This window comes from Aeromonas rivuli (assembly GCF_020149575.1).
Classification (GTDB): domain Bacteria; phylum Pseudomonadota; class Gammaproteobacteria; order Enterobacterales; family Aeromonadaceae; genus Aeromonas; species Aeromonas rivuli.
This window is the reverse complement of the sequence record NZ_CP079742.1, coordinates 4,193,396-4,219,637: the sequence shown is the minus strand read 5'-3', so window position 1 is coordinate 4,219,637 and position 26,242 is coordinate 4,193,396. Positions and strand designations below refer to the sequence as shown.

Genomic DNA, 26,242 nt, shown 5'->3' with positions numbered 1-26,242 from the left:
GGGAGTACAATTTCGCTAGCAAAACTATAGCGAGATTGAACTCCCCAATCTACTACCCACCACTACCCAAACTAAAATGCGTTTGGATGAATGTTGTGATTTTCAAAACAAGAAATCTCTTTGATTTTAATGTTGTTTTTATCCTTAAGGGATAAAGAAGACCATCATTCAATATTTTGGATCTGCTCGCGCATCTGCTCGATGAGCACCTTCAGCTCGACGGCGGACTGGGTCACTTCGGCGTTGATGGATTTCGAACCCAGCGTGTTCGACTCGCGGTTGAACTCCTGCATCATGAAGTCGAGACGACGGCCGCAGGCGCCACCCTTCTTCATGATCTTGATGGTTTCGCTGATGTGCATCTCCAGGCGATCCAGCTCTTCGGCCACGTCGATCTTCTGGGCCAGCAGCACGATTTCCTGCTCGATGCGGGCCGGATCCAGCTCCACCTTGGCCTCGGTCAGGCGGTCGGTGAGCTTCTGGCGCTGCCACTCGATGATTTGCGGCAGGTGTACGCGCACCTTCTTCACTTCCACCTGGATGCCGTCCAGACGCTGCTGGATCAAGGCCTTGAGGTTGGCCCCTTCGCTGGCACGGGAGGCGAGGAACTCCTCCATGGTCAGATCGAAACCACCCATCAGCTCGGTTCCTACCGCATCCATATCCTGTTCGGCAGCGGCCATGACACCCGGCCAGCGCAGCACGTCCACCGGGTTGAGCTGGCCCTGGCCCGCCTCTTTCATTACCCAGTTGGCGCTGTCGATGATGAGCCTGGCCAACTCTTCATTGATGTGCAGTTGGCTGGCGGCGGCTTGGGCTGCTTCGAATCGCAGGTTGCACTCCACCTTGCCGCGCTGCAGCTTGGCACGGAAACGCTCACGCAGGACCGGCTCCAGGCTGCGCAGCTGCTCCGGCAGGCGGATGTAGGTTTCCAGATAGCGCTGGTTGACCGAACGAATTTCCCAAACGGCTGTGCCCCAGTCGCCCTTGAATTCCTTGCGGGCGTAGGCGGTCATGCTGTGAATCATTGATTGTTCCGGGCTTGATGAAGTGTGCGGCCAGTATACTCAGCCAGGCTTGCCCCGTCAGCCATAGCGGTGGCTTTAGAACCTGTTCCGGCTGTGGCGGGGCCCAGGTCCGCCACGGCCCCGGCTCTTGTGGGTGATGGACGCCGGTTTCGATGCGGTTCCTCACCGTTGAGATGATGGCTCGCGACCAAGCATGACGGTTTCTTAGCGGCTGATATTTGGGGCGCAATCGCTTATACTTCTTCGCCAATTTGAGCCAGCCCAGAGGTCAGTCCCATGTCACGTCCCAGCGATCGCAGTGCCGCGCAAGTACGCCCGGTTACCATCACCCGCAACTTCACCAAGCATGCGGAAGGATCTGTGCTGGTGGAGTTCGGCCACACCCGCGTGCTGTGCACCGCCAGCGTCGACACCAGCGTGCCGCGCTTCCTGAAAGGCAAGGGCCAGGGCTGGGTCACCGCCGAGTACGGCATGCTGCCGCGCTCCACCCATTCGCGCATGAACCGCGAGGCGGCCGCCGGCAAGCAGAGCGGTCGCACCCTGGAGATCTCCCGACTGATCGCCCGCTCCCTGCGCGCTGCCGTGGATTTGACCGCGCTGGGCGAGCACTCCATCACTGTGGATTGTGACGTGCTGCAGGCCGACGGCGGCACCCGCACCGCCGCCATCACAGGTGCCTGCGTGGCGCTGGTGGATGCGCTGAACTGGATGGTCGAGAAAGGCATGCTCAAGCAGAGCCCGCTCAAGCAGATGATCGCCGCCGTTTCCGTCGGCATGTATCAGGGCGAAGCCATCTGCGACCTGGAGTACATCGAAGATTCCGCCGCCGAGACCGACATGAACGTGGTGATGACCGAAGACGGCCGCATCATAGAGGTGCAGGGCACCGCCGAGGCCGAGCCCTTCACCCACGAGGATCTGCTGGCGATGCTGGCGCTGGCCAAGGGCGGCATCGACGACATCATAGCGCTGCAGAAGCAGGCGCTCTCCTGAATTTCTGATTTGAAAAACGCGGCATTGACCGCGTTTTTTTATACCCCCACACCAGTCAACGACAAGCCAAGCAAGGAGCCAGAATGAAAGCCTACCAGCGTCAATTTATCGAGTTCGCCCTGGAGAAACAGGTTCTCAAATTCGGTGAGTTCACCCTGAAATCCGGCCGCAAGAGCCCCTACTTCTTCAACGCCGGGCTGTTCAACAGCGGCCGCGATCTGGCCCGCCTCGGCCGCTTCTATGCCGCCGCCCTGATGGATGCCGGCATCGAATTCGACGTGCTGTTTGGCCCGGCCTACAAGGGGATCCCTATCGCCTCCGCCACCGCGGTGCAGCTGGTAGAGCAGCACGACGTGGACGTGCCCTGGTGCTTCAACCGCAAGGAGGCCAAGGATCACGGCGAGGGCGGCAACTTGGTGGGCAGCTCGCTCAAGGGGCGCATCATGCTGGTGGACGATGTCATCACCGCCGGGACCGCCATCCGCGAATCCATGGATCTGATCCAGGCCAACGGTGCCTCCCTGGCCGGGGTGCTGATCGCCCTGGACCGTCAGGAGAAGGGCAAGGGCGAGCTCTCCGCAATCCAGGAAGTGGAGCGTGACTACGGCGCCCACATCATCGCCATCATCCAGATGAGCGACCTGATCGCTTATCTGGAAGAAAAGCTGGAAGAGAAGCAGGCAGAGCAGCCCGCGCTGGCCGAGCAACTGGCGGCCATGAAGGCCTACCGCGCCCAGTACGGGGTTTAATGGCACAATTTCTGGCCGTGCCATGGCGGCCGCTACCGCCTCCCGGTCGGCCACTTTTTCTGTCTAACGCGCCTGAGCCTGTTTGTAGGTGAGCTCGCCTTTTTCAATCTGCTCGACCAGGGCCAGTTTAAAAGTCAGCGAGTCATCGCACTGGGTTCGTTTCACAGCTTGTCCCATCGGGCTCTCCATTTATTGGGGGGAAAGGTGTAAACCATATTCAGGACGGGACAGCACCATAAAAAAAGCCGCTCAGTGAGCGGCTTTTTTGTTGCCAGCCTGTCAGGCTTGCGGTTTGTGCATGTGCAATGCCATCTGCGGGAAGGGGATCTCGATGCCCTCGGCGTCGAAGGCGAGCTTGACCCGCTCGTGGAAGTCAAACCAGACACCCCAGTAGTCGCCGGTCTTGACCCAGGGACGCACGACTATGCTGACCGAGGAGTCGAGCAGGGCGGCAACGGCAATGGTGACCGCCGGCTCTTTCAGGATGCGTGGCTCTTCGTTGACCAGACGCTCCAGTACCAACTTGGCCTTGCGAAGATCTGAGCCGTAGCCGATGCCGAAGGTCATGTCGACCCGACGGGTGTCCATGCGCGAGTAGTTGATGATGTTGCCGTTGAGGATGGCGGAGTTGGGCACCACCACCATCTTGTTGTCAGCGGAGGTGAGGGTGGTGGTGAACAGCTGTACCGACTGCACCACACCCGCAGTACCCGCCACTTCGATGAACTCACCGGACTTGATGGGGCGGAAGATAATCAGCAGGAAACCGGCCGCAAAGTTGGAGAGTGAGCCTTGCAGCGCCAGACCGATGGCCAGACCGGCGGCACCAATGATGGCAATGAAGGAGGTCGTCTGGACCCCAACGCGGCCCAGGGCGGCGAGCACCACGAACACCAGCAGACCGTATTTGAGCACGCTGCCGACGAAGTGGGTAATGGTGGCATCGAGGTTGCGGGCCTTCATGACCTTCTCGACACCGCCACTGATAAGGTTGGTGGCAATATAACCGAGCAGCAGGGTGATCAGTGCTGCGGTGATGTTGACGCCATACTCGAGCAGCAGGCCCTGATTGTTGACGAGCCAGGTCTGAGCACTGGTGAGCATTTCGGGTTCCATAACACTTCCTGTTGGGCGAATTAATCAAAACCACGGACTATAACAGCGCATTGCGACAGTTTGGGTCGTTGTGGTTCGCAAGATGTTAATTTTTGCCATAAAAAGCTGAGGAGGCCAAGTGCCTCCTCATCGTTTGGGTCAACTCTGCAGCAACTGGCTGCGGATGAACTGCCATTGATCTTCGAAGTCCGCGGTCGGTTTGAGCTTGAACTCGGAGCGAACGAATTGGCTGATCCGCCCCTCGGCATAGGCCAGCAGCAGGTTGGCCAACATGGTCTCGTCGAGCTGGAAACCCTGACCTTCTCGCAGCCGCTTCTCTCGCAGCACCTGTTTGAGCTGGGTCTCCAGCTTGTCGAACAGGATGCTGATCCGATCCCGCAGCCGGTCATGCTCACCCAGCAGCGCATCGCCGTTGAGGATGCGGGTGATGCCGGGATTGCGCTCCGCAAACACCAGGAGCAGCTGCAAAATGTGATGGCAGCGGGTCATGGTGTCCTTCTCGTCGGCCAGGATCATGTTGACCCGTGACAGCAGGGAATCCTCGATAAAGTCGATCAGCCCCTCGAACATCCGTGCCTTGCTGGGGAAGTGACGATAGAGGGCCGCTTCCGAAACGCCGACCTCGGCCGCGAGCCGGGCCGTGGTAATACGCTGACCCGGGCTGGTTTCCAGCATGTGGGCGAGCGCCTGCAGGATCTGGTCGCGCCGACTCTGTTTCTGATTACTGCTTGCCATGGATTCCCCTAAAAAAACAATGGCTTGGTTCTATTGTTAGCCACGCAACCAAGGCTGCGTTGGGTCCTGTTATTGGCGACCGGAAGAACCAAACCCACCTTCACCTCGTTCGCTCTGATCAAACTCTTCGACGAGCTGGAAGCTGGCCTGCACCACGGGCATGATCACTAGCTGGGCGATGCGCTCCCCTGGCTGAACGGTGAAACTGTCATTGCCACGGTTCCAGACCGAGATCATCAACTGGCCCTGATAGTCGGAGTCGATAAGGCCGACCAAATTGCCCAATACGATGCCGTGCTTATGACCGAGGCCGGAGCGGGGCAAGATAGTGGCACACAAGCCCGGATCCTGGATATGGATCGCCAGACCGGTAGGGACGAGTGTGGTATCACCCGGTGCCAGCGTGATGGCCTGGTCGAGCAGGGCGCGCAGATCCATACCGGCAGAACCTGGTGTGGCATAGGCAGGCAGGGGGAATTCGGTGCCGATGCGGGCATCCAGGATCTTCAGTTCTATTTGTGTTGTCATGAATCGTTAGCTTTCAATGGGTTCTTGTATGGACATCCAGGATCTTCAAGGCTATCCGGGTCGTCATGGATCGTTCGTCAGTTGGAATGGCCCCAAGGCTGGGGACTCAGGGTCGATAGTGACGCGCAATAAGGGCGACAAGATGACGAGCCAGCGTCAGCTTATCGGCCAGCGGCAGGGTGGCTTGACCCCCTTGCCAGAAGACGGTGAGGGCGTTGTCATCGGCATTGAAGCCTTGCCCGGACTGGGACACATCGTTGGCGGCTATCATGTCCAACCGCTTTCGCTGCAATTTGCCGAGGGCATATTGTTCCACATCCACGGTTTCGGCGGCAAATCCGACGGTGAAGGGCTTGTTCGGCAGCGCCCCCACGGCGGCGATGATGTCGGGATTCTTGACCAGGGTCAGCACCATCTGGTTGTTGTCGCCGGTCTTCTTGATCTTCTGGCTGGCCACCTGTTCGGGGCGGTAGTCGGCCACGGCGGCGCAGCCAATGAAGAGATCGCACTCATGAACTCGGCTCATCACCGCCTGATGCATCTGCAGGGCGCTCTCCACATCGACCCGCGCCACCCCGCTTGGGGTGGTCAGGGCGACCGGGCCGCTCACCAGCGTCACTTCTGCACCCGCCTCACGGGCGGCGCGGGCGATGGCGTAACCCATCTTGCCGGAGCTGTGGTTGCTGATGTAACGCACCGGATCCAGGGCCTCCCGGGTCGGTCCGGCGGTGAGCAGCAGCCTGACGCCTGCGAGCAGGGGATCGACGGTCAACTGTTGGCAGCAGCGTTCTACCAGATCGAGAGGGTCCAGCATGCGGCCCGGACCTACATCGCCACAGGCCTGGCTACCGGAGTCCGGCCCCCATAGCAGAATGCCTCGACTGGCGAGGGTCTGGAGATTGGCCTGGGTGGCCGGGTTGCGATACATCTGCTGATTCATGGCGGGGGCGACTACCACCTGGGCGGGGGTTGCCAGGCAGAGGGTGGTCAGCAGCTCGTCGGCCATGCCGGCGGCCATGCGCGCCATCAGATTGGCGCTGGCCGGTGCGATCAGCACCAGATCCGCCCACTTGGCCAGTTCGATATGGCCCATGCCCGCCTCGGCGGCGGGATCCAGCAGACTATCGGCGACAGGATTGCCGGAGACCGCTTGCAGGGTCAGCGGGGTAATAAACTCCTTGGCGGAACGGGTCATCACCACCCGTACCTCGGCCCCCTGATCCTTCAGGCGACGTATCAATTCGGCGCTCTTGTAGGCGGCGATGCCACCGCTGACACCCAACAGGATGCGTTTGTCGGCCAATCTCATCTGCTTTGCTTCCGGCTCGTTCTGACTGGTCGGCTAAGATAGCACAGCCTGAGGGTGACGACAGAGGCTGACATGGGGGACTTGTGGTCAGGCTCTCGTCAATCTTTGCTATGTTTTCTGTCAACAGTGCAGGTGGGGAAACATATGAGTATCAAAGAGTGGCCAGCGGAGGAGCGTCCCCGCGAGAAACTGTTGCTGCAGGGGGCGGCGGGCCTGTCCGATGCCGAATTGCTCGCCATCTTCCTGCGAACCGGGGTCAATGGTCAGAGCGCCGTGGATCTGGCCCGGCAATTATTGCGGGCGTTTGGTTCATTGCGAGCGCTGCTCGGTGCAGATCAACAGGCTTTCTGCGCCGCCCATGGCCTGGGGCCGGCAAAATATGCCCAGCTGCAGGCGGTGCTGGAGATGAGCAAGCGCCATCTGGCCGAGCAATTGCAACGGGGTGATGCGCTCACCTCGCCCCAGCTGACCCGGGACTATTTGCAGGCCCAGCTCAGGGACAGGGCGCGGGAGGTGTTTGCTTTGTTGCTGCTCGACAATCAGCACAGGGTGATCAAGTTTGTCGAACTTTTCTACGGGACGCTGGATTCGGCGAGCGTCTGGCCCAGAGAAATCGTGCAGATAGCACTCAAACATAATGCAGCGGCCGTGATTCTGGCGCATAATCACCCGTCTGGCGTGGCCGAGCCCAGTCGGGCCGACCGTCAGATCACAGATCGCATCATGGCCGCCTTGGCCCTGATCGATATCAGAGTGCTGGATCACTTGGTGATCGGTGACGGCATCACGGTTTCTTTTGCAGAGCGTGGTTGGTTATAACCGGGCTCTGGCTCTGTATTAGTTGATCTTTGATCACGGATGCTGTATAAAATGCCGCCTTCTGTTTGCCCCGCAATCGAAGGCCAGCGGGGCAGATATTTGCTCGAGCAATGAAGTAAGATTTGGAGAGACTGACATGTCTAGAGTATGCCAAGTAACCGGCAAGCGCCCGGCAGTTGGTAACAACCGTTCGCACGCTAACAACGCTACCAAGCGTCGTTTCCTGCCGAACCTGCACACTCACCGTTTTTGGGTTGAGGGTGAAAAACGCTTCGTGAGCCTGCGCGTATCCGCAAAAGGCATGCGTATCATCGACAAGCGCGGCGTTGAAGTGGTTCTGGCTGAACTGCGTGCCAGCGGCGTTAAGGTATAAGGAATTAGATCATGGCTAAAGGTATTCGCGATAAAATTCGTCTGAACTCCAGCGCCGGTACTGGTCACTTCTATACCACTACCAAGAACAAGCGCACCATGCCCGAAAAAATGGAGATCAAGAAATTTGATCCCGTTATTCGTCAGCATGTGATCTACAAAGAAGGCAAAATCAAGTAACCACTTGAATTTGTCTCAAAAACCCGGCTTCGTGCCGGGTTTTTTTATGGCTCAAATTCAGTACACTGCCGACTAGAACGGAGGCTTGCCATGTTGAAATTGAGTCGTAAAGGCTGGAACAACGTCATCATCATCGCGGTATTGGTGGTGATAGTGCTGCTGCATCGCCTTGAGCAGGCCCAGCAGGAGAATAGCGCCCAGCGCTTGCACAGCCTGTTGCCCGAGGGTGCCGTGGTGCTGACCTGGCAAGGGCCGAGCTGGACCCTGGAGCGATTGGGTCAAGGCTGGCGCACTGTGCCGGATCTGGGGTTGGATAACCTGGCCCTGACCCGCCATATGGAACAATGGCAAGGCTGGCAGTTGCCGCCGAGTGAGCCGCTGCGTGGCAGCCCGGTCGAGTTCAGGCTCTGGTTGGCCGGACAGGGAGAACCTCTGAGGCTGGCCCTTTATCAGGACAATGGCCGTTATGCCGTTCGCCTGGGTGAGGATCGCTGGCTGGCGCTTAGCGCGGAGCAGTATCGCGCCCTGCTCAAACCCACTCCCTGAGTCTGCGAGGATAAGATGCCCGAATTACCCGAAGTTGAAGTGAGCCGCCAGGGCATCTCTCCCTGGCTTACCGGCATCGAAGTGACCCGCGTGGTGGTGCGAGATGGTCGGCTGCGCTGGCCAATACCGGGGGAGATCCAGGAGTTGGTCAGTCTCACCATCCGCAGGGTCAGTCGCCGCGCCAAATACCTGTTGCTGGAGACCGATTTTGGCACCGCCATCCTGCATCTGGGCATGTCCGGCAGCCTGCGAGTGCTCAATATCGGCACCCCGGCCGAGAAGCACGATCATGTGGATATCGAGCTGGCCAATGGCAAGCTGCTGCGCCTCAACGACCCGCGCCGCTTCGGTGCCCTGCTCTGGACCCGCGAGCCCGCCGAGGCCCATGCCCTGCTCGCCAAACTTGGCCCTGAGCCCCTCACCGATGCCTTCAATGCCGATTATCTGCAGAGTCGGGCCAGGGGGCGCAGCATAGCGATCAAGACTTTCTTGATGGATAACCATGTGGTGGTCGGTGTTGGCAACATCTACGCCAACGAGGCGTTGTTTGCTGCTGGCATTAGCCCCAGGCGGGCGGCAGGCGAGGTGAGCGGCGAGCGCTTGGCAACCTTGGTCGCCGAGATCAAGCGGGTGTTGGCCGCCGCCATCGTGCAGGGGGGCACCACCCTCAAGGACTTCACCAGTGCCGATGGCAAACCCGGTTATTTTGTGCAGCAGTTGCAAGTGTATGGCCGGGGCGGCCAACCCTGTTATCAGTGTCAGCTGCCACTGACCGAGATCCGGATCGGTCAGCGCACCACAGTGTTCTGCAGCCACTGCCAGCACTAGGACTTATTTGGGGAAGTTGTAAGCAAGTGTTGCCAGTCGATTGAAGTGCCAGAGCGTCATCCCTAGGATCGCCCTCCATTCAGGCAGTTGGAGAGCAAGGTATGACCAGCAACTCGTTCGGTTGGGAGCAACTATCCCGTCAGCCCCATTACGGCGCGCTCGCCATGGCGCGTTACCTCTACCCGGATGGTGGCAGTCGCTTGCACTTCAAGCGCGGCAAATTCGTGCTGCGCAGTCTGTTTTACCGCAAATCCATGAGCCAAGTGTTTGAACTGTTTCGCAGCGAGCCACTCAAGGCCCTGCCAGGTCAATATCCAGAGCTGCTCGACAAGCCGCTGCGCCCCTATCGTTTTGCCTGCTCCAATGCTCGCCAGCGGGCAGCCATGCTGGTCGAGCACTATCGCCTATTGCAACTCTGCTACCCCGTGTTGATAGCCCCTCTCTATCTGGCGGAGGGAATCGAGTTGGGCCTCTATCCCCAGAGTGGCTGCCGCATCCTGTTGCGTCACGATGGCACCTTCAGGCGCGAGGCCGAGCTGGCCGTCTCTATCATTGATAAGCAGGGGCGGCGGCTCTATAGCTGCGCCTTCTCCTTTGCCGGACAGCCTGATGCCCTGCGTCTGGTGATTGGCTCGGTGCAGGGCCCCGAACCCGGGGTTGCGCAGGCACAGGACAGGGTGCGTGAGCTGACCAAGGAGGGTCATGGTCTGAGACCCAAGTCCCTGGTGGTGATGCTGGTGCTGGGGTTGGCCGAGGCGATGGGAGCAGTGCGAGTCGATGCGGTGTGCAAGCGGGCTCATGTGTTTCAGGCCAGGCGCTACAGCAGCAAACAGAAGGCAAACCTGCAGGCGGATTATGACGAGTTGTGGCAGGAGTTTGGTGCGCAGGAGCTGGATAGCAACTTCGTGACCCTGATGCCCGCTGGGCGCAAGCCGCTGCAGGAGATAGCCTCGAAGAAGCGGGCCATGTATCGGCGCCGTTATGAGTGGCTGGATACCCTGGCGCTATCCGGCCGGGCGCTGTTTTACCGGGGTGAATGAAAAAGAGCAGGCCTGGCCTGCTCTTTTGCGATGAATCTTGTGGTTTAGGGGGCCTGGGTCACGACTTGGCGAGCTTGGCGGCGATTGCCTGGCAGACTCTGGGATCGACAAATTGGTGAATGTCGCCGCCGTGCAGGGCGACTTCTTTGACCAGGCTGGAGGAGATGAAGGAGTTCTCCTCGGCCGGGGTCAGGAAGACGCTTTCCAACTCCGGCATCAGCCGGCGATTCATGTTGGCAAGCTGGAATTCGTATTCGAAGTCGGAGACGGCGCGCAAGCCACGGATCAGCACATTGGCATGTTGCTCCCGGGCAAAATTGACCAGCAAGCCGGAGAAACCGACCACGGTGACGTTGTCCAGATGAGACGTGACTTCACGGGCGAGGGCGACCCGCTCGGCCAGATCGAACAGCGGCCGCTTGCTGGGGCTGTTGGCGACGCCGACCACGACCTCGTCAAACAACTGGGCGGCACGGCCCACCAGATCGGTGTGGCCATTGGTGATGGGATCAAAAGTCCCCGGATAGATAACCCTGGTGCTCATGTGTTGGCGTCCTGCAACCGGAAAATTGGTCGCATTATAAGGTCGTCGCTTGAGAATAGCAGTGCATCAGGCAAGAATACCCCCATCGCGCATTCAGCCTCCCCGCTTTGGGTGTGGGGAGCAAAGGGATCTCTTATGAAACGCATTCTGGTCGTTCGCAATGACAAGATTGGTGACTTTATGCTGGCCTGGCCAAGTTTTGCCATGCTCAAGCACTCCATGAACTGCCATGTGACGGCCCTGGTTCCCGGCTACACGGCACCGCTGGCCCGGCTCTGTCCCTGGATTGACGAGGTGATCCTGGATCCGGGCGCCCAGGCCGACAAGGAGCAGCAGCGTGCTCTGCTGGCACGCATCAAGGCCGCCGCCTTCGATGCCTCTATCTGCCTCTTCTCCAATACCCGCAATGCAAAATTGGTGTGGAAAGCCCATATCCCTTACCGGCTGGCGCCGGCGACCAAGCTGGCGCAAGTGCTCTACAATCAGCGGCTGGTGCAGCGCCGCTCTCGCTCCCAGAAGCCGGAGTATGAATACAATCTCGACTTGATCCGTCACTTCCTGACCGATCAACAGGCGAAGGTGATTGAGCCACAAGCGCCCTACTTGCGCTTCGATGGCCAGTCCCTTGTGGAGGTACGCAGTCAGACGGCGCAAAAGCTGGGCCTCGATGTGACGCGTCCCTGGTTGATGGTCCATGCCGGCAGTGGCGGCTCGGCCAATAACCTCTCCATCGAGCAGTACGCCCGGCTCATTATCAAACTCAACCAGGCTTGTCCCGAGTTGCAGTGTGTGCTGACGGCAGGTCCGGGGGAAGAGAGCAAGGCGGAGCAGTTGGCGGCCGAATTGCTGGCCCATGGCGGCAATGGCTGGATCTATCGCTCGGATGAAGGCTTGCCCAAGTTTTGCCAGGTGCTGGCCAATGCCGCTCTGTTTATGGCCGGTAGCACAGGCCCTCTGCACATTGCCGCCGCCCTGGATGTGCCGACGGTGGGCTTCTTCCCGGCCCATCGCTCTGCCACGCCGCTGCGCTGGCGCCCCCTCAATCAAGAGGGACGCCACCTGGCCTTCAGCCCGCCGGAGGACAGCGATCATCCGGAGGACATGAGTCAGCTCGATCCCAAGACCATGGCCAGTGCCATCGCCCAATGGGGCAAGCCGCTCTGGCAGGCGAGCTGACCGGTGACAGAAATGATTCAGGGCCCATTATGGGCCCTGATGATAACCTGTTGGTCAAGTGGGTCGGTTAGACGACCGGGTTTTCCCAATCTTTCTTGGGCGGTTGCAGACGCTGCTGGCAGAAGTAGGCCTGACGGATCAGCTTGGAGGCCATGGTAATGCCGAGCATGATGAGGCCGCGTTTGCCATCGAGGAAGGCGCGCTGACGAATACCGTGACGCCATAGCACATCGACGATGCACCAGGCGAAGTCATACCAGCGGCCCCCTTTCATTTCCCGGCCAACGGCGCGTTCGGCGTAGCGTTGGGCCCGCATCACCGCATCTTTGATGTCGGCATAGGAGTCATGGCGGCAGATGCCCTTGAGTTTGCCGACCTTGCCGTCCGTGACCAGCTTGTCGTGATAGAGGTCCATCTTGCCCTCCATGCGCCACTGATCGCTGCGCACCAGGCGCAGACGCCATTCCGGCTGATACATGTGATGCAGCCAGCCGCCGAGGAACCAGATCTTGCGCTGGAATTCCCAGGCACTGATGGTCAGATCGTCTGCTTGCAGTACCCGTTCCATGTCGCTTCTGAGCTCGGGCTCGAGGGATTCGTCGGAATCGAGCAGCAGGATCCACTTGGCCGGAGCACACTGTTCCATGGCGAAGACTTTCTGCTTGAGCGGGCCGGGCCAGGGACGTTCGATGACGATGCAGCCGCGCTCGGTTGCATACTCGCGGGTGCCATCGGTGGAGCCTGAATCGACGACCACGATACGCTGCGCCAGCCCTTGCACACTGTCCAGTACCATTGGCAGGCAGCGCATGCTGTTAAAGGTGGTCAGGGCCACCGCCAGGGTGACAGCTTCTTGTTGTTCCATGGAAATAACCGGCAAAGGGAGGTGAGCCCCATTCTATCCTGATTCAAGTTTGGTGGGCAAAGTTTGACTTGCCGCAGGGGGTCACGGAAAATCGCCGGATATGATTTGCTCGCCAAGCATGAGTTGCGCAGATTTATGGCTGTGGCAATTAATTTTTTGGCAGCCAGGATGAATATTCACCCGGACCAGGGTGTTATTCACCCCTGTCGCAGGCAGCCCATCCGCGGGTGTGACTGGCTATAGGAGCACGGCTGACGGGTCGGCCGGCAGCCGACTCGGTTATCGATGTTATTCCTTGATGAGATGATGCATGAACTCCAAGCGTTTCGTATTCGTGATTGAAGATTTGTATGGTGGCGGCGCGCAGAAGTCTCTCATCAACACGGCGGAAGGGCTGCGTCAACGCGGTCATCAGGTGACTGTCTTCATACTGCGTGACCTGATCGAGCATCGTCTTCCCCCCGGCCTCGAGGTGATCAACCTGGCGCTGGTCAATGGCATCACCAAGGCCATCTCCAATGTGCTGGTCGAAAAAGGACAAGCCTGGTTCATCGCCCGGGCCATCCGCCGTCTCGATCCCCATGTGGTGCTCTCCTGCTCCTGTGACAAGATCACTCGCCATATCAAACACCCCAACCTCTGGTTCTGGGTGAAGAGCAACATGCTCGCCTCCCGCTATACCGCCAAGAGCAAGGCGAAAGCCAAGGCCAAGCTGCAGCGCTTCTACAATGGCCGCAAGGTGATCGGCTGCTCTCAGGGAGTGGTCGACGGTTTGCTGCAGGATGCCGAGCTCAAACCTGAGCGGATCCTGGCCATCTATAACCCCTATGAGCGAGATGGCTTCGTGCGCATGGCTGCCGAACCTGCCGCTGTGCCGACCGGGGACTATCTGATCAACGTGGGCACCTTTGAGCATCGCAAGCGTCATGATCGGCTGTTGCGAGCCTATAAAGCCAGCGGGGTGAGCACTCCCCTACTGCTGCTTGGCAAGGGCAAGCCGGAAGAGGAGGCGCGATTGCGAACGCTCATTCGTGAGCTGGATCTGGAGGAGCAGGTGATCCTGCCCGGCTATCAGACCAATCCCTATCCTTATATCAAGCATGCCAAGGCGCTGATCCTCACCTCGGATGGGGAGGGGTTACCCAGGGTATTGATCGAGTCGCTGTTTCTGGGTACTCCCATCGTCAGTGTCGATTGCCCCTCTGGCCCGAAAGAGATACTGACCGGCGAGTTGGCCGCTTTCCTGGTGCCATTGCAGGATGAGGTGGCGCTGGCCGATGCCATCGGCCGGATGGATGCCTCTCCTGTGACTATCACTGCCGACTATTATCAAGCCTTCCTGGCCGAGAGCGTACTGCCTCAGTTTGAGGCCCTGTCCCTGCCTGACCGAGCACCATAAATTGGATAAAAACATAATAAAAAGTCTGGATGGGCAATGGAGCAACGTCCCTGGGGAAGGGATGACCCCCTACTTGAGAATGCTGGGGGTAGCCTGCCTGCTTATCTATGCGCTCTGTCGTATCTGGTTCGGTGGCATAGGCAAGGCGATGGAAGTCGGCTTCCTTGCCATGACGCTGCTGCTGATGCTGAGCTCCCACAGGCGCATGGGTCTGGACGTCTACTTCAAGTTTGTGTGGCTGGCGTTGCTGGTCCAGCTGATCCCCTGGCTACTGGGCCTGCTGGAACCGACCGTCATTACCAGCTCAAACCCCCATCTCGATCGGCTGACCAAGATCTTCTTCTTCTTTGCCACCGCCGTGTTGCTGGCGGGCAGGCTGCGCAATGTCTTCTGGCTGTGGGGCATCGCCGCCTTGGGATTGCTGTTTACTGTGCTGGGTTCGCCAGCCGACTGGAGCACCTGGCAGCAAGGCTTGTCAGGGCAGAGAGTCGATTTTGGCATCCGCAACGCCCAGCATATCGCCATGTATTTCGGCACCCTGATGCTGGGTTGCCTCTGTTTTAGCCAGCGTTGGTTATCGGTCGGCGCACAGCGCTGGTGGCGGCTGCCGCTCTGGTTGGGGGGGCTGGGGGTGGCGGTACTGGGGATCATCGTGACCCAGACCCGGGCCATTTTCATCGCGATTTTCGCGGCTCTGCTGCTGGCTCTGGTGTTCTGGATCTGGCTCAAGCGACCGCGCTGCTGGGTGCTGGCGTTGCTGCTGATGGGCACAGCCCTGTTATTTGTCAGCTTGGGACAACGGGGTCTCTCCCATGTCGAGAAACGGTATGAGCAGGAGGCCCCTGTCATTCAGCAGCTATTGCATGGTGACTGGGACGATATCCCCTATACCAGTGTCGGCGTACGGGCCAACACCTGGAAAGTGGCTGCCGACAAGATAGCTGAGCGTCCCTGGTTTGGCTGGGGCTCCCAGGCCCGCAGTCGGGTCATCAGCCATTCCGATGTGTTGCCCGACTGGGTCAAACAGCAGTTTGGTCATCTGCACAACTACTTCCTCGAAGTTCAGCTCAGCTATGGCTTGGCAGGTTCGCTCATGTTGCTCGCCCTGGCCATTGTCATCGGCCGTGACTGCTGGCTTACCTGGCGAGCACGGCTGATGCCGACCGATGTACTGGTGTTCGGTTTCTGCTTCTTCGTCTTCTGGATCATTGTGAACAACTTTGAGTCCTATATGTCGTTTGGTACCGGTACCTTCGTGTTCAACATCATCCTCGGGGGTCTGATCACCCTCTGCTGGCGCCGCCGCTATCCGCAGGGTTGTACGGATCAAGTCAGATGAAGCGCATTCTGATCATATTGCGTCGCTTGCAGGCAGGAGGCATAGAGCAGGCCACTATCACGCTGGCCAACGCCATGGCAGCCCAGGGTCATGAGGTGCATGTCTGGGTGCTGCGTGGCGAGGCCAGACTGACGCCGGATCCCGCGGTGCATCTCCATGCAGGTGGTGATATCGAGCGGGCAGCCCGGCGCGGCTTGTTGGGGCTGAGTTGCGATCTGCTCGGGCGGGGTCTGCTCAAGCATCTGCTGCCTGGCTCGGGCTTCGTCTGGACGGGCTGGCGCACCAGCGCGCTGGCCAGACGCAGGATCGCCGAGTGGGAGGCGCAATATGGTGCCTTCGATCAGATCTTGATCCGGGGCCAGGGGGCATTCGAATTGTTGTGGGACTTGCATGACCCACGCTGCTGGCAACTGGTGGAGGGACCTTCTTCCAAGCTGCGCTACTATCGATTCGGCGGCTGGCTCGCCGCCAAGTTGTTCCAGGACAAGCAGGTGATCTGCGTTTCCCAGGGTATCGCCGAGGTGCTGCAACAGATGCTGTCACACTTCTCGATCCGGCCGGCACGACAGGCGGTGATCCACAATGGTGTCCCGCTGGCGCGGGTGCGTCGGCTGGCGCAGCTCGCTCAAGATCCCCCCATTACGGGACCTTTCCTGGTGCACGTGGCACGCCTGGTACCTGTGAAGGATCAGGCCCTGCTGCTGCGGGCCTTCAAGCGGGCTGAACTCGATTGCAAGCTGGTGATTATCGGAGAGGGTAGCGAGCGAGCCTCGCTGGAGCGGCTGATACAGACCCTGGCGCTGGATGGGCGAGTGATACTGCTCGGCCATCAAGCCAATCCCTATCCCTGGGTTGCAGGGGCCGAGGCCTTCATACTCAGCTCCAGGACCGAGGGACTTGGGCTGGTGCTTATTGAAGCCCTGGCCTGCGGCACCCAGGCCGTTGCCACCGATGTACCGGGTGGCATTCGCGAGGTGCTGATCGAAGAACAGACCCGCTTGTTGGCCGCCCATGATGAGGTTGCCCTGGCCGCCAAGATGCGTGAAGCCCTGGCTGACCCTGTCCAGATCCAGCCCCACTGGGTTGACCGGTTCGACGATGGCGAGATTGCCCGCCGTTTCCTCGCCCTCATTGAGGATTAAATCATGACGATGCTGGATCACCGTTACCCCCTGGCCCCAAGCTGGGTTTCCCCCGTCACGCTGTCGCCGGATGGCAAACTGGATGCGAGCGCCGTGGGTGAGCTGGTCAATCACACCCTGTTGTTGGAGTTTGGCTATGAAGCGACCCACAAACGGCGCCAGGGTCGCATCGGCATCACCGGGGCAGAGTCTGGCCAGCCGCAGTTCTTCGAGGCGAACCAGCGCGGCCGGCGTTTCCTCAATCTGACCGGCTTGACCCGGCTGGACGAGATAGCGCTGCAGGGACGGGATTGTCGCTGGCAAGCAGAGGCCCGCCTGTTGGCCTTTGCCAATCCGACACTGGACGATGGGCCCGTGCTTATTCTCTCCCCTCATCCGGACGATGCCGAGCTGGCCGCCTTTGGCCTCTACAGCGACTATGCAGAACGCAGCTGGATAGTGACTCTGAGTGCGGGGGAGAAGCTTGGCCGGCTGGATCGCCAATATATACCCGGCCTGGATGGTGACTTGGCGAGCGCCTCGGCGCGCAAGGGGATGATCCGGGCCTGGAACAGTGTGACCACGCCGCTGCTGGCTGGGGTGAGCGCCGCTCGCCTGTTTTGCCTGGGTTACTTCAATGACAGCCTGGCAAAGCTGGTAGCTGACCCGGACAGCCTGGTCGCCCATGCTCAGTTACCCGAACTGACACCGGCGCCGTTTCGGCGCTGGAATCCCCAACCCTTGCCGGGTGACGAGCAGGCTGCCAACCGCGGACGGTTGCTGGTGGCCGATCTCGCGGCGCTGCTGATGCGGGTGCGTCCGAGCAGCGTCCTGGTGACCCACCCCGAGGTGGATCCCCATGGCGACCACGTTGCCACTGCCCAAGCCTTGGCGCTGGCTATCCAGCAGAGCGGGCACTGCCCGTCCCGGGTGCTGCTCTATGCGAATCACCTGCGCAAGGTCCATGATTTCCCTTATGGCCCCGAGCATGCGGGCACCACCTTGCCCCCCTGGCAGAGTGAACACTCCAGGCTGGGGCCTTGGCACTGTTACAGCCACCCCCTGACGCTGGCGCGCCAAAAAGAGAAAGTGGTCGCCATGGAGACGATGCACGATCTGCATGCCAAGGACCGGCTGGAGAAGCGGTTCAAACGCTGGTGGGGCCGTACTGTCAGACGAGATGGTTATCATCACTATGGTCTGCACAGCTATTTTCAGACTCACATAAAGGCCCATGAGGTGTTCAGCTGGGTATCTGGCGACGACTTCGTGAGCGGCATGTTGCAAGACGCAGGAACAGAACAAGCATGAAGATATTGGTGATCGGCCCCTCCTGGGTCGGCGACATGGTGATGTCCCAGAGCCTCTACAAGGCGATCAAGGCCAACCACCCGGACTGTGAGCTGCATGTGATGGCGCCGGCCTGGTGCAGGGCTCTGCTCGAACGCATGCCCGAGGTGGACAAGGCGGTCGCCATGCCCCTTGGTCACGGTGATTTCAAGTTGGGGGAGCGGCGTCGGCTCGGCAAGCTGCTGGCTGCCGAGAAGTACGATCAGGCCATCATCCAGCCCAACTCCATGAAGTCGGCACTGATCCCCTGGTTCGCCAGGATACCGGTGCGCACCGGCTGGAAGGGGGAGCACCGCTTCGGCCTGCTCAACGACATGCGCAGCAACAAGTCTGCCTTCCCGCTGATGGTAGAGGCCTATCTGGCGCTGGCCTATCCCAAGGCGCAGATGAAGAGCCGGGCCGATATTCCCGCCATTCCCCATCCATCGCTCAATGTCGATCTGGTCAATCAGGGCAAGGCGCTGGAGCGATTGGGGCTCAGCAGTGCCCGTCCCGTGCTGGTGCTCTGCCCAGGTGCCGAGTTCGGTCCGGCCAAGCGCTGGCCGGAAGGGCACTATGCCGTGGTGGCGCAGAAGCATCTGGATGAGGGTTGGCAGGTATGGATCTTCGGCTCGGGCAAGGATGTGCCTGTGGCCAATACCATCCGCGAGCGGATCAACCCCCTGTCACGGCCCAACTGCCATGTACTGGCGGGTAAGACCAGCCTGTATGAGGCGATCGATCTGATGGCGCTGGCCGGGCGGGTCATCTCCAATGACTCCGGCCTGATGCACATCGCCGCCGCCCTCAACCGGCCGTTGATCGGGGTCTATGGCTCCACCTCGCCACTCTATACGCCACCGCTGGCAGACAGGGTCGAGATAGTGCACACCGATATCGAATGCCGTCCCTGCTTCAAGCGCACCTGCAAGTTTGGTCACCTCAAGTGCCTGATTGAGCTGATGCCGGAACAGGTGATAGAGGCGTGCAAGCGGTTGGAGTGCGGCGAGTCGGCGGCTCAGCCGATAGCGCTACAGCGGGTTGACCCACCGCATTTTGTTGCCAATGCGGGCAAGCGGTCGGAGCCGGAATAGCATGCTCTATCGGCTGCTCTACAACCTGCTGATCCATCTGGGCTTGCCGTTGGCGCTGCTGGCGCTCTACAAGCCGAAGCGAGGCAAGCCGGGGTTTGGTGCGCGCTGGGCCGAGCATCTGGGCCGCGTACCGCCGACCGGCCAGGAGGCGCCACTCTGGATCCACGCGGTCAGCGTGGGTGAGACCCTGGCCATCAGCCCTTTCATTCGCGCCCTCAAGGCCGAGCGGCCGGATTTGCCCATTCTGCTCACCACCACCACCCGTACCGGCGCCGAACAGGCGGCCAAGCTCGGGGATCTGGTGGTGCACCGCTATGCGCCCCTCGATTATCCCTGGGCGGTAGCCGCCTTCCTCAAGCGCTTCCAGCCTCGTGCCCTCTGGATAATGGAGACCGAGCTGTGGCCGAACTGGCTGCACGCCTGCGCCCATCATCACTTGCCTGTGACCATCATCAATGGGCGTCTCTCCGAGCGCTCCTGCCAGCGTTATGGCCGCTTTCAGGGGGCCTTTGATGCATTGAGTCGTCCGCTCAGTCTGCTGCTCTGTCAGCATCAGGATGATGCGGACCGCTTTCATCGGCTCGGCATAGGCAAAGAGAGGTTGGCGGTGACGGGCTCCATCAAGTTCGATATCCAGTTTGGTGATGAGGTGCAGAGCAAGGGCCACGCCCTGCGCCAGCAGCTTGGACAGGAACGGCCGGTCTGGATCGCCGCCAGCACCCATCAGGGGGAAGACGAGCAGGTGCTGGCCGCCTTCGATCGGGTGCTCAGGGCACATCCGTCTGCCCTGCTGATCCTGGTGCCGCGCCATCCGGAGCGGTTCGACAGCGTGGCGGCGCTGTGTGCCTCCTATGGCTGCGTGCGTCGCTCTCAGCATCAGCGTCAGGCTGAACGGGTCGAAGAGGGTGACAAGGTCTATCTCGGCGATACCATGGGGGAGTTGCCACTGATGCTGGCGGCGGCCGATCTGACCTTCGTCGGCGGCAGTCTGGTGAAGGTCGGCGGTCACAACCTGCTGGAACCGGCGGCCCTGGGCAAGCCCTGCCTGACCGGACCCGCTTACTTCAACTTCAGTGATATCACCCGTCAGCTAGTGGCTCAGGGCGGGGGCCTGGTGGTGGCCGATGAGCACGAGCTGGGAAACCGGGTGAGCGCACTGCTCGCCGATGGAGGCGCCCGCCGCACCATGGGTGAGCAGGCCCGTGCCGTGGTGCTGCGCAATCAAGGGGCACTGGCGCGCACGCTCTCCCGCTGTTTAGCCAGCCTGGACGGTGATTAAGCTGCAAGGCTAGAACCTGCCTGACTGGCAGCCTCCATTTTTCTGGATAGACTTTGAGGGCGGGTGCACTATCCAAGGAGAATGAGCATGGGTGGACACAAGCCGGATTACGAGCTCGACGATGACTGGGAGCCGGAATCCTGGGAAGAGCAGTTGGAGGAGTTGGACGACGACAGTTGGCAGTTTGACGACGACCTAGACGACCAATGATACCGGGTAGTACAAGTTCAGGCGGGCCAAGGGCCCGCCTGATTTGTTTGGCACCCGCAAAGCGGGCTTGGTGGTGGGGCATCGGCTCGTTAGAATGAAAGCCCGAATGACGCTCAAGGATGAAGATGCGCCCATTACTAATACTCTACGCCGCCCTGCTTGGCGGCTGCGTTTCCAACTCGGATGACCCCTGTGAAAAGCAGTGGGATCAGGTTGGCGAAGCCGATGGCAAGCTGGGGTTTACCGAACAGAGGGTCGAGTTCCATCAGACCCAGTGCGGTATCAAGGTCGATGAAGCTCTCTGGGAACAGGGCCGCAAGAGGGGATTGGCCTGGTATTGTCGCCCCGAGCACCTCTATCTGGCGGGGCGCTCAGGCGAGGAGTATCGCGGGGTCTGCCCCAATGATGCGCAAGCGCGCAAGCTGTTTGCTCAGGGGCGCCAGAGCTGGACAGATCAGTAGAGGTTCAGGGGGCATGGTGAGTTCATCCTGCCCATGACGGTGCTGACGAGGATAGTCACCGCCTCCTGCCGATCCGGGTGACAGGAAGGAGGCCGGGTGACTACTCCTTGAGGCGCAACGGCTGGCAGAGGTAGCTCTTGTCATTGGCGCTGCGGGCGCATTTTCCGCAGATGAACTTGGGTTTGCGCACTATCTTGCGCAGGGCCTTGAGATCGAAGGGGATCTCGTGGCGGCGCCACTCACAGAGGGTCTTGTTGCCCATAGGATCCGACCACCTTGGCTAATGTATCGCCGTATTCTAATCGATTTGCATTACTAATACAGTGGGCCCGCAACGGGTTCACTGGTAGAGGAATTTGGTGAAGATCAGCTCCTTGACCGCCTTCTTGCCCGTCTCACGCACCAGCAGTTCATTGACTCTGGCCTCGCACTCCTTGCGCAGCTCTTCGCGGCTAGGGAGAGACTTGATCTGTTCGGCAGTCTTGCTGCCCATCAGCCGTATGATGGCGTCACGGATCAAGGGATCATGGGTCTCCAGCAACTTGAGATCCCCATGGTTTTCGGCCATGAGCTCGACGGTGACCCGCACATAGCCCAGGGTCTTGCCCTCGCTCAGGTAGTTGGTGATGATATCCGGCTCCAGGGGATGGTAGGCAACCCCATCCTGTTGGGCGGCGGCATCGGTGGTGGACTCTTCTGCCCAAGCCGGGTTGGCCAGCAGAACAAGCAGCAACGTGGCGAGCTGGCGAGCGTGTTTCAGTACATAGGGCATGGTAGGGGACTCAGACTGGTGAGATGTCCCATTTTTGATGTTGCCTGCTGGGGCGTCAAGCACGGATTTCCTTACATTTTTCGATCGATTTACGGATAATAAACCGGATTTTAACCTGATAACGGAACTCTCTGGATGGTGATGCGGTGAAATCCGAGCTGACTGTTCCCCTCATGCGGATAAGCGACTGGCTGGCGCCAGCCAGTGCCATGCCGCCAGCCGAACTGGCCCCCTGGCTACTCGATACCGGGTCCATGACGGCGCGTCTGCGCCGCCACAATGCTCACTTCTCTCTGGAGCTGCTCGGTCACCACCATCAGGCACTGACGCCGGATGAACAGGATCTGCTCGGCGTCGTGACCGGACTGCGGCGGGAGGTGATCCTGCATGGGGATGGCGGGCCTGCCGTCCTGGGTTGGACTCTGTTTGCCGATGCGGCCCTGAGCGGAGCCGCACTCGATCAGCTGGGCGAACAGCCCTTGGGCGATCGCATTTTCGGGGTGGCTCCCGCTCAGCGTGACTGCCTGCAGCTGGCCCGTTTCGAGCTGATGGATGAGGCGGGTGAGGCTGGCGTGGTCTGGGGGCGACGCTCACGGCTCTATCTCAACGGCTGGCCCCTCTTGGTGCATGAGGTATTGCTGCCCGGATTGGGATGCGCGATGCAATCCTCCCCTCGACAACTGGGGTGATGGAGAGGCTCCGGTTGCCCCTGGGCCGAGGGCGTCAGCCCTCAGGCTGCCTTCTCTGTCAGCCTTGATTTTCCCGAATTTATACAAGGAGTTGCTGTGACTGTATTGACCAAGGAGCGTGGCCTGGCCTATGCCCAGCTGGCCCGGCTCGACAAGCCGATCGGCACGCTGTTGCTACTCTGGCCGACCCTGTGGGCGCTCTGGCTGGCGGCCGACGGCCTGCCCAATCTTGGTACCTTGCTGGTGTTCGTGATCGGGGTCTTCTCCATGCGTTCGGCGGGTTGTGTCATCAATGACTATGCGGACCGCCATTTCGATGGCCATGTGAAGCGTACCGCGGGGCGACCTCTGCCCATGGGCAAGGTGAGCCCGAGAGAGGCGCTGTTGCTGTTTGCTGTGCTGACTCTGCTCTCGTTTGCCCTGGTGCTGACCCAGAATGCGCTTACCATAGGTCTGTCGTTTGCCGGTCTGCTGCTGGCTGTCTGCTACCCCTTCATGAAGCGTTTTATCTCCATTCCCCAGCTGGTGCTCGGCCTGGCCTTCTCCTGGTCCATTCCCATGGCCTATGCGGCGGCGGCCGATGCGCTGCCGCCGGTAGCCTGGCTCATCTTCCTGGCCAACTTGCTGTGGACCATCGCCTATGACACCCAGTACGCCATGGTGGACAGAGATGATGACCTGCGACTCGGCATCAAGTCGAGTGCCATACTGTTTGGTCGCTTCGACAAGTTGATCATCGGAGTGCTGCAACTGGCGACCCTGCTGATCCTGCTGGGGATCGGCCAAATGATGGCGCTAGGCGCCAGCTATTACTGGTGCCTGCTCGGCGTCGCCATCCTGTTTGTCTACCAGCAGCGACTCATTCGCGAGCGCGACCGCGCGGCCTGCTTTCAGGCTTTTTTGAACAACAACTATGCCGGCGCCCTGGTGTTTGCAGGTCTGGTGTTGCACTACTGGTAAACCCTGGACGATTGAATGCAATGAAGGCCGCCCGTGCGGCCTTCATTGCATTGGTGTGGAAGGGCATGACGTCGCGTCATGGGGGCGCGGCATAGACAAGGGGCCCCGTGCTGGGGCCCCTTGGTTCTTGCTTTGCACTCCCATTCAATAAGCGGGTCTGGCTTACTGGTTGCCCGCCCGTATGGTGCGGCGGATCTTGTTGCTGAGCAGGGGCAGTATGTTGTCGGCCAGGGCCTGGAAGCGCCCGAGGTCGGGTTTGCTGCCCGAGTCCAGATACCCTTCGCTGCGCAGGGTGTGGATCAGGGTGCTGAACAGCTTCTGGTCGAAGAACTCGGGGGCATTGATGCCATGCAGAGTACCGAGTCGCTCCGCCATCATCAAACCGTCAGCCTCCAGCTGTTCAGCTTCTATGCGAGGCTGGGCAAGCATGCGAGTCAGCACTATGGCATAGCGCTGCAACGTCTCCTGGATGCTCTCGGCCAGCAACAGCAGGCGCATCTGGTTGCCGAGGTTGACCCAGTGACCACCATCGCGGGACTCGATCAGTTGCTGGCGTTGCAGCTCGGCCAGCAGGGCATCGATCAGACTGGGCAGCTCATCCTCTTCATAGCGCAGGAACAGCTCCGTCTTGAGCAGGGGATAGATGTCGATGCAGCGAGCCACTATCTCGTTGCGAGAGATCCCCTCGCAACGCTCGATCAACGCCGCCACCAGTGAGGGCAGGGCAAACAGGTGCAAGATATTGTTGCGGTAGTAGGTCAGCAGGATCGCCTGATAGCGGTCCAGGCTGATGATCTGCCCCAGCTTGTCTTCGCTGACCTGAAACTTGTTGAGCTCCATGGCCTGATCCAGCAGATCCTTGGCACCCGCTTCCGGCAAGGTGTTGTGCTCGCTGTAGGGTACCTGTTTGAGCAAATCCAGATAGGTATTGAGCTGGGCCTGCAACTCGTCGCGGGTCAGGGCATGACGCTCGGCGGCCAGCAGTGCCAGGGCGCTCAGGGTCAGGCCGTTGACGGCGGCGGCGTCATTGATGCGGGTCATCAGCAGCTCGGCCAGCCGGGTGACGGTGGGCGCCATCCAGTCCGGGCGTTCGTCCCGACCAATATCAGCCCTCCATTCGGGCACATGCTCGTTGAGATAACCATTGAGGGTCAGCGGCTCACCGAAGTTGACGAAGCCGCGGCCGTAGTTGCGCAACTTGCGCAGTATGCCCAGCACTTGCAGGAAGCTCTCCTTCTCCTTGCGACTGCCCTTGAGCTCGTTGTGGTAGGTGTTGACCTCCATCACGTGTTCGTAGCCCAGATAGACGGGAACCAGGGTCACCGGCCTGTCCAGGCCACGCATCATGGCCTGCAGCGTCATGGCCAGCATACCGGTCTTGGGGGGGAGCAGGCGACCGGTGCGCGAACGTCCGCCCTCGGTGAAGAACTCCACCGAATAACCCTTGGCAAACAGCAGGTTGAGGTATTCACGGAACACAGTGCTGTAGAGGGGGTTGCCCTTGAAGGTGCGGCGAATGAAGAAAGCACCGCCACGGCGGAACAGGGGACCGGCCGGCCAGAAGTTGAGGTTGATGCCCGCGGCGATATGAGGCGGCACCATGCCCTGGTGGTAGATGACGTAGGAGAGCAGCAGATAGTCCATGTGGCTGCGATGGCAGGGCACATAGACGATCTCGTGGCCCTCCTGGGCCAGTTGCCGCACCTTTTCGGCGCCATTGACCGAGAGGCCGCGGTAGAGTTTGTTCCAGAGCCAGCCGAGGAAGCTCTCCCCCAGCCGGATCAGCCGATAGGAGAAGTCAGACGCGATCTCATCCATGTAGTCATGGGCACGCTTCTGGGCCTTGTCGAGGCTGATATTATCGCGCTCAGCCTCTTCCTCTATGGCCTGCTGAATCACCCCGGAGTCCAGAAGCTGCCTGAATAGCAGGGTGCGATTAGGCAGCTTGGGGCCGGTCGCGGCCAGCTGCTGGCGGCTGAAGTGGATGCGAGCCACCCGCGCCAGCTTGTGGGCGATGGCCTGATCTGTGCCATGTTTGTCAGCCATCTGGCGCAGGGAGAGCGGCGGCGAGAAGCGCACCAGGTTTTCCCGGCCCTTGAGGATCACGATCAGCGCCTTCTTGAGCCGGTTGGGGGCCAGGCTACTGATGATGTTCCAGCCGGAGGCTTCCTCTCCCTCACGGCCTGGGGCGCGGCCCCAGAACAGAGTGATGGGCACTATCTGTACGTCCAGCCCGGCATCACGCTTATGCAGATCCAGTAACTGCTGAAACTCTTGCAGGAAGGGGAGTGGCTTGCTGCGAGCACCAAACAGGGGGGGTGGCCGGTCGAGGCAGACGTAGCGAGGTACGGTTTCTCCTCCCAGTGTCAGGGGGGTGAAAGGGCCTGGCAGGTCGAGATCTTCACAGCACTGCTGAAGGGTCAGCAGATCGGTGATTGAACTGGTTTTCAGGGCATAGACTATGGGTCTGGCCGGGTCCAGGTCGAGCTCTGCGATGGGATTTTCCGGCAGGCTCTTGTGATTGACCAAGCCACTGACTGGCCACTGCAGTATGGCTCTGGAAATTCTCTGCCCAAGGGACATATGCGTCTGCTCTCCAAAAAAAGGCGGCGTGAGCATAGCAAATCATGCCGTGCTTGTCGCCGAGAGGTACGATGAGTCCGCGTTAGGGGACGGGATCCGGGTTATTTGAGCTCAGAGCGCGACAATTGTCAGTCGAACCTTGCCTTGGTCAACACACTGTATATACTGCCAGTGTGCT

General features: G+C 60.1%; 29 protein-coding genes. 19 read left to right on the top strand and 10 right to left on the bottom strand.

The window, feature by feature from the left end:
- Nucleotides 1-164: 164 nt before the first annotated feature.
- Complete coding sequence (locus KYK33_RS19470; RefSeq protein WP_224431570.1) at nt 165-1,028, bottom strand: YicC/YloC family endoribonuclease; 864 nt, start codon at nt 1,026-1,028, stop codon at nt 165-167.
- A gap of 276 nt (nt 1,029-1,304) precedes the next feature.
- Between KYK33_RS19470 and rph the strand changes: the two genes are divergently transcribed.
- Nucleotides 1,305-2,021 carry a ribonuclease PH gene (rph, locus tag KYK33_RS19465; RefSeq protein WP_224431569.1) on the top strand — a complete coding sequence of 239 codons (717 nt, stop codon included), beginning with the start codon at nt 1,305-1,307 and terminating at the stop codon, nt 2,019-2,021.
- An 83-nt stretch (nt 2,022-2,104) separates the two neighbouring features.
- Nucleotides 2,105-2,770 carry an orotate phosphoribosyltransferase gene (pyrE, locus tag KYK33_RS19460; protein WP_224431568.1) on the top strand — a complete coding sequence of 222 codons (666 nt, stop codon included), beginning with the start codon at nt 2,105-2,107 and terminating at the stop codon, nt 2,768-2,770.
- A gap of 279 nt (nt 2,771-3,049) precedes the next feature.
- On the opposite strand, the gene KYK33_RS19455 is transcribed toward pyrE, so the two are convergent.
- The 4 genes from KYK33_RS19455 to coaBC form a co-directional block, all read right to left on the bottom strand.
- A complete protein-coding gene (locus KYK33_RS19455) occupies nt 3,050-3,886 on the bottom strand; it encodes a mechanosensitive ion channel domain-containing protein (RefSeq protein WP_042042771.1) in 837 nt (278 codons plus the stop codon).
- A 138-nt stretch (nt 3,887-4,024) separates the two neighbouring features.
- Entirely contained in the window at nt 4,025-4,621 is a 597-nt protein-coding gene (gene slmA, locus KYK33_RS19450) for a nucleoid occlusion factor SlmA (protein WP_042042770.1), read from the bottom strand.
- Nucleotides 4,622-4,690: 69 nt separating this feature from the next.
- Nucleotides 4,691-5,149: a dUTP diphosphatase gene (gene dut, locus KYK33_RS19445; protein ID WP_042042769.1), complete on the bottom strand. Its 459-nt coding sequence runs from the start codon at nt 5,147-5,149 to the stop codon at nt 4,691-4,693.
- Nucleotides 5,150-5,255: 106 nt separating this feature from the next.
- Nucleotides 5,256-6,458: a bifunctional phosphopantothenoylcysteine decarboxylase/phosphopantothenate--cysteine ligase CoaBC gene (gene coaBC / locus KYK33_RS19440; protein ID WP_224431567.1), complete on the bottom strand. Its 1,203-nt coding sequence runs from the start codon at nt 6,456-6,458 to the stop codon at nt 5,256-5,258.
- A gap of 144 nt (nt 6,459-6,602) precedes the next feature.
- Between coaBC and radC the strand changes: the two genes are divergently transcribed.
- The 6 genes from radC to KYK33_RS19410 all read left to right on the top strand — a co-directional run bounded on the left by radC (nt 6,603) and on the right by KYK33_RS19410 (nt 10,243).
- Entirely contained in the window at nt 6,603-7,277 is a 675-nt protein-coding gene (gene radC, locus KYK33_RS19435) for a RadC family protein (protein WP_042042767.1), read from the top strand.
- Between the two features lie 136 nt (nt 7,278-7,413).
- The gene (rpmB, locus tag KYK33_RS19430) at nt 7,414-7,650 is read left to right on the top strand and encodes a 50S ribosomal protein L28 (protein WP_005321271.1); all 237 of its coding nucleotides are present in this window, start codon (nt 7,414-7,416) and stop codon (nt 7,648-7,650) included.
- A gap of 11 nt (nt 7,651-7,661) precedes the next feature.
- Nucleotides 7,662-7,829 (top strand): 50S ribosomal protein L33, encoded by a 168-nt coding sequence (rpmG, locus tag KYK33_RS19425; protein WP_005323752.1) that lies wholly within the window; start codon nt 7,662-7,664, stop codon nt 7,827-7,829.
- A gap of 90 nt (nt 7,830-7,919) precedes the next feature.
- The gene (locus tag KYK33_RS19420; RefSeq protein WP_224431566.1) at nt 7,920-8,375 is read left to right on the top strand and encodes a hypothetical protein; all 456 of its coding nucleotides are present in this window, start codon (nt 7,920-7,922) and stop codon (nt 8,373-8,375) included.
- 15 nt (nt 8,376-8,390) lie between these two features.
- The gene (gene mutM / locus KYK33_RS19415) at nt 8,391-9,203 is read left to right on the top strand and encodes a bifunctional DNA-formamidopyrimidine glycosylase/DNA-(apurinic or apyrimidinic site) lyase (RefSeq protein WP_224431565.1); all 813 of its coding nucleotides are present in this window, start codon (nt 8,391-8,393) and stop codon (nt 9,201-9,203) included.
- A gap of 164 nt (nt 9,204-9,367) precedes the next feature.
- The gene (locus KYK33_RS19410) at nt 9,368-10,243 is read left to right on the top strand and encodes a VirK/YbjX family protein (RefSeq protein WP_224433062.1); all 876 of its coding nucleotides are present in this window, start codon (nt 9,368-9,370) and stop codon (nt 10,241-10,243) included.
- 58 nt (nt 10,244-10,301) lie between these two features.
- On the opposite strand, the gene coaD is transcribed toward KYK33_RS19410, so the two are convergent.
- Nucleotides 10,302-10,787 (bottom strand): pantetheine-phosphate adenylyltransferase, encoded by a 486-nt coding sequence (gene coaD / locus KYK33_RS19405; protein WP_224431564.1) that lies wholly within the window; start codon nt 10,785-10,787, stop codon nt 10,302-10,304.
- 135 nt (nt 10,788-10,922) lie between these two features.
- Between coaD and KYK33_RS19400 the strand changes: the two genes are divergently transcribed.
- Nucleotides 10,923-11,963 carry a glycosyltransferase family 9 protein gene (locus KYK33_RS19400; RefSeq protein WP_042042762.1) on the top strand — a complete coding sequence of 347 codons (1,041 nt, stop codon included), beginning with the start codon at nt 10,923-10,925 and terminating at the stop codon, nt 11,961-11,963.
- 67 nt (nt 11,964-12,030) lie between these two features.
- Here KYK33_RS19400 and KYK33_RS19395 read toward each other — a convergent pair whose 3' ends face one another.
- The gene (locus tag KYK33_RS19395) at nt 12,031-12,828 is read right to left on the bottom strand and encodes a glycosyltransferase family 2 protein (protein ID WP_052448237.1); all 798 of its coding nucleotides are present in this window, start codon (nt 12,826-12,828) and stop codon (nt 12,031-12,033) included.
- A 310-nt stretch (nt 12,829-13,138) separates the two neighbouring features.
- Here KYK33_RS19395 and KYK33_RS19390 point away from each other — a divergent pair, with 310 nt between their 5' ends.
- The 8 genes from KYK33_RS19390 to KYK33_RS19360 all read left to right on the top strand — a co-directional run bounded on the left by KYK33_RS19390 (nt 13,139) and on the right by KYK33_RS19360 (nt 21,060).
- Nucleotides 13,139-14,227: a glycosyltransferase gene (locus KYK33_RS19390; protein ID WP_224431563.1), complete on the top strand. Its 1,089-nt coding sequence runs from the start codon at nt 13,139-13,141 to the stop codon at nt 14,225-14,227.
- A gap of 61 nt (nt 14,228-14,288) precedes the next feature.
- Nucleotides 14,289-15,566 (top strand): O-antigen ligase family protein, encoded by a 1,278-nt coding sequence (locus tag KYK33_RS19385; RefSeq protein ID WP_224431562.1) that lies wholly within the window; start codon nt 14,289-14,291, stop codon nt 15,564-15,566.
- Nucleotides 15,563-16,708 (top strand): glycosyltransferase, encoded by a 1,146-nt coding sequence (locus KYK33_RS19380; protein WP_224431561.1) that lies wholly within the window; start codon nt 15,563-15,565, stop codon nt 16,706-16,708. The genes KYK33_RS19385 and KYK33_RS19380 overlap by 4 nt, the downstream gene beginning before the upstream one ends.
- A gap of 3 nt (nt 16,709-16,711) precedes the next feature.
- Nucleotides 16,712-17,998 carry a PIG-L deacetylase family protein gene (locus tag KYK33_RS19375; protein ID WP_224431560.1) on the top strand — a complete coding sequence of 429 codons (1,287 nt, stop codon included), beginning with the start codon at nt 16,712-16,714 and terminating at the stop codon, nt 17,996-17,998.
- On the top strand, nt 17,995-19,110 hold the full coding sequence (gene waaF, locus KYK33_RS19370; RefSeq protein WP_224431559.1) for a lipopolysaccharide heptosyltransferase II: 1,116 nt from the start codon (nt 17,995-17,997) through the stop codon (nt 19,108-19,110). Before KYK33_RS19375 ends, waaF begins: the two co-directional genes overlap by 4 nt.
- Before the next feature lies 1 nt (nt 19,111).
- Nucleotides 19,112-20,389 (top strand): lipid IV(A) 3-deoxy-D-manno-octulosonic acid transferase, encoded by a 1,278-nt coding sequence (waaA, locus tag KYK33_RS19365; protein ID WP_224431558.1) that lies wholly within the window; start codon nt 19,112-19,114, stop codon nt 20,387-20,389.
- Nucleotides 20,390-20,476: 87 nt separating this feature from the next.
- Nucleotides 20,477-20,599, top strand: coding sequence for a hypothetical protein (locus tag KYK33_RS20165; RefSeq protein WP_152435948.1), 123 nt, complete (start codon nt 20,477-20,479; stop codon nt 20,597-20,599).
- 125 nt (nt 20,600-20,724) lie between these two features.
- Nucleotides 20,725-21,060, top strand: a complete 336-nt coding sequence (locus tag KYK33_RS19360) for a DUF2799 domain-containing protein (protein ID WP_224431557.1) — start codon at nt 20,725-20,727, stop codon at nt 21,058-21,060.
- Nucleotides 21,061-21,160: 100 nt separating this feature from the next.
- On the opposite strand, the gene KYK33_RS19355 is transcribed toward KYK33_RS19360, so the two are convergent.
- Nucleotides 21,161-21,322 (bottom strand): hypothetical protein, encoded by a 162-nt coding sequence (locus KYK33_RS19355; RefSeq protein ID WP_157014033.1) that lies wholly within the window; start codon nt 21,320-21,322, stop codon nt 21,161-21,163.
- Nucleotides 21,323-21,400: 78 nt separating this feature from the next.
- Entirely contained in the window at nt 21,401-21,820 is a 420-nt protein-coding gene (locus tag KYK33_RS19350) for a flagellar basal body-associated FliL family protein (RefSeq protein WP_396021405.1), read from the bottom strand.
- A gap of 158 nt (nt 21,821-21,978) precedes the next feature.
- Here KYK33_RS19350 and KYK33_RS19345 point away from each other — a divergent pair, with 158 nt between their 5' ends.
- Together KYK33_RS19345 and ubiA are read left to right on the top strand one after the other, a co-directional pair.
- On the top strand, nt 21,979-22,521 hold the full coding sequence (locus tag KYK33_RS19345) for a chorismate--pyruvate lyase family protein (protein ID WP_224431555.1): 543 nt from the start codon (nt 21,979-21,981) through the stop codon (nt 22,519-22,521).
- Nucleotides 22,522-22,617: 96 nt separating this feature from the next.
- On the top strand, nt 22,618-23,481 hold the full coding sequence (gene ubiA, locus KYK33_RS19340) for a 4-hydroxybenzoate octaprenyltransferase (protein WP_224431554.1): 864 nt from the start codon (nt 22,618-22,620) through the stop codon (nt 23,479-23,481).
- Between the two features lie 162 nt (nt 23,482-23,643).
- Here the strand turns inward: ubiA and plsB are convergent, their stop codons facing one another.
- Nucleotides 23,644-26,064, bottom strand: coding sequence for a glycerol-3-phosphate 1-O-acyltransferase PlsB (plsB, locus tag KYK33_RS19335; RefSeq protein WP_224431553.1), 2,421 nt, complete (start codon nt 26,062-26,064; stop codon nt 23,644-23,646).
- Nucleotides 26,065-26,242 lie beyond the last annotated feature (178 nt).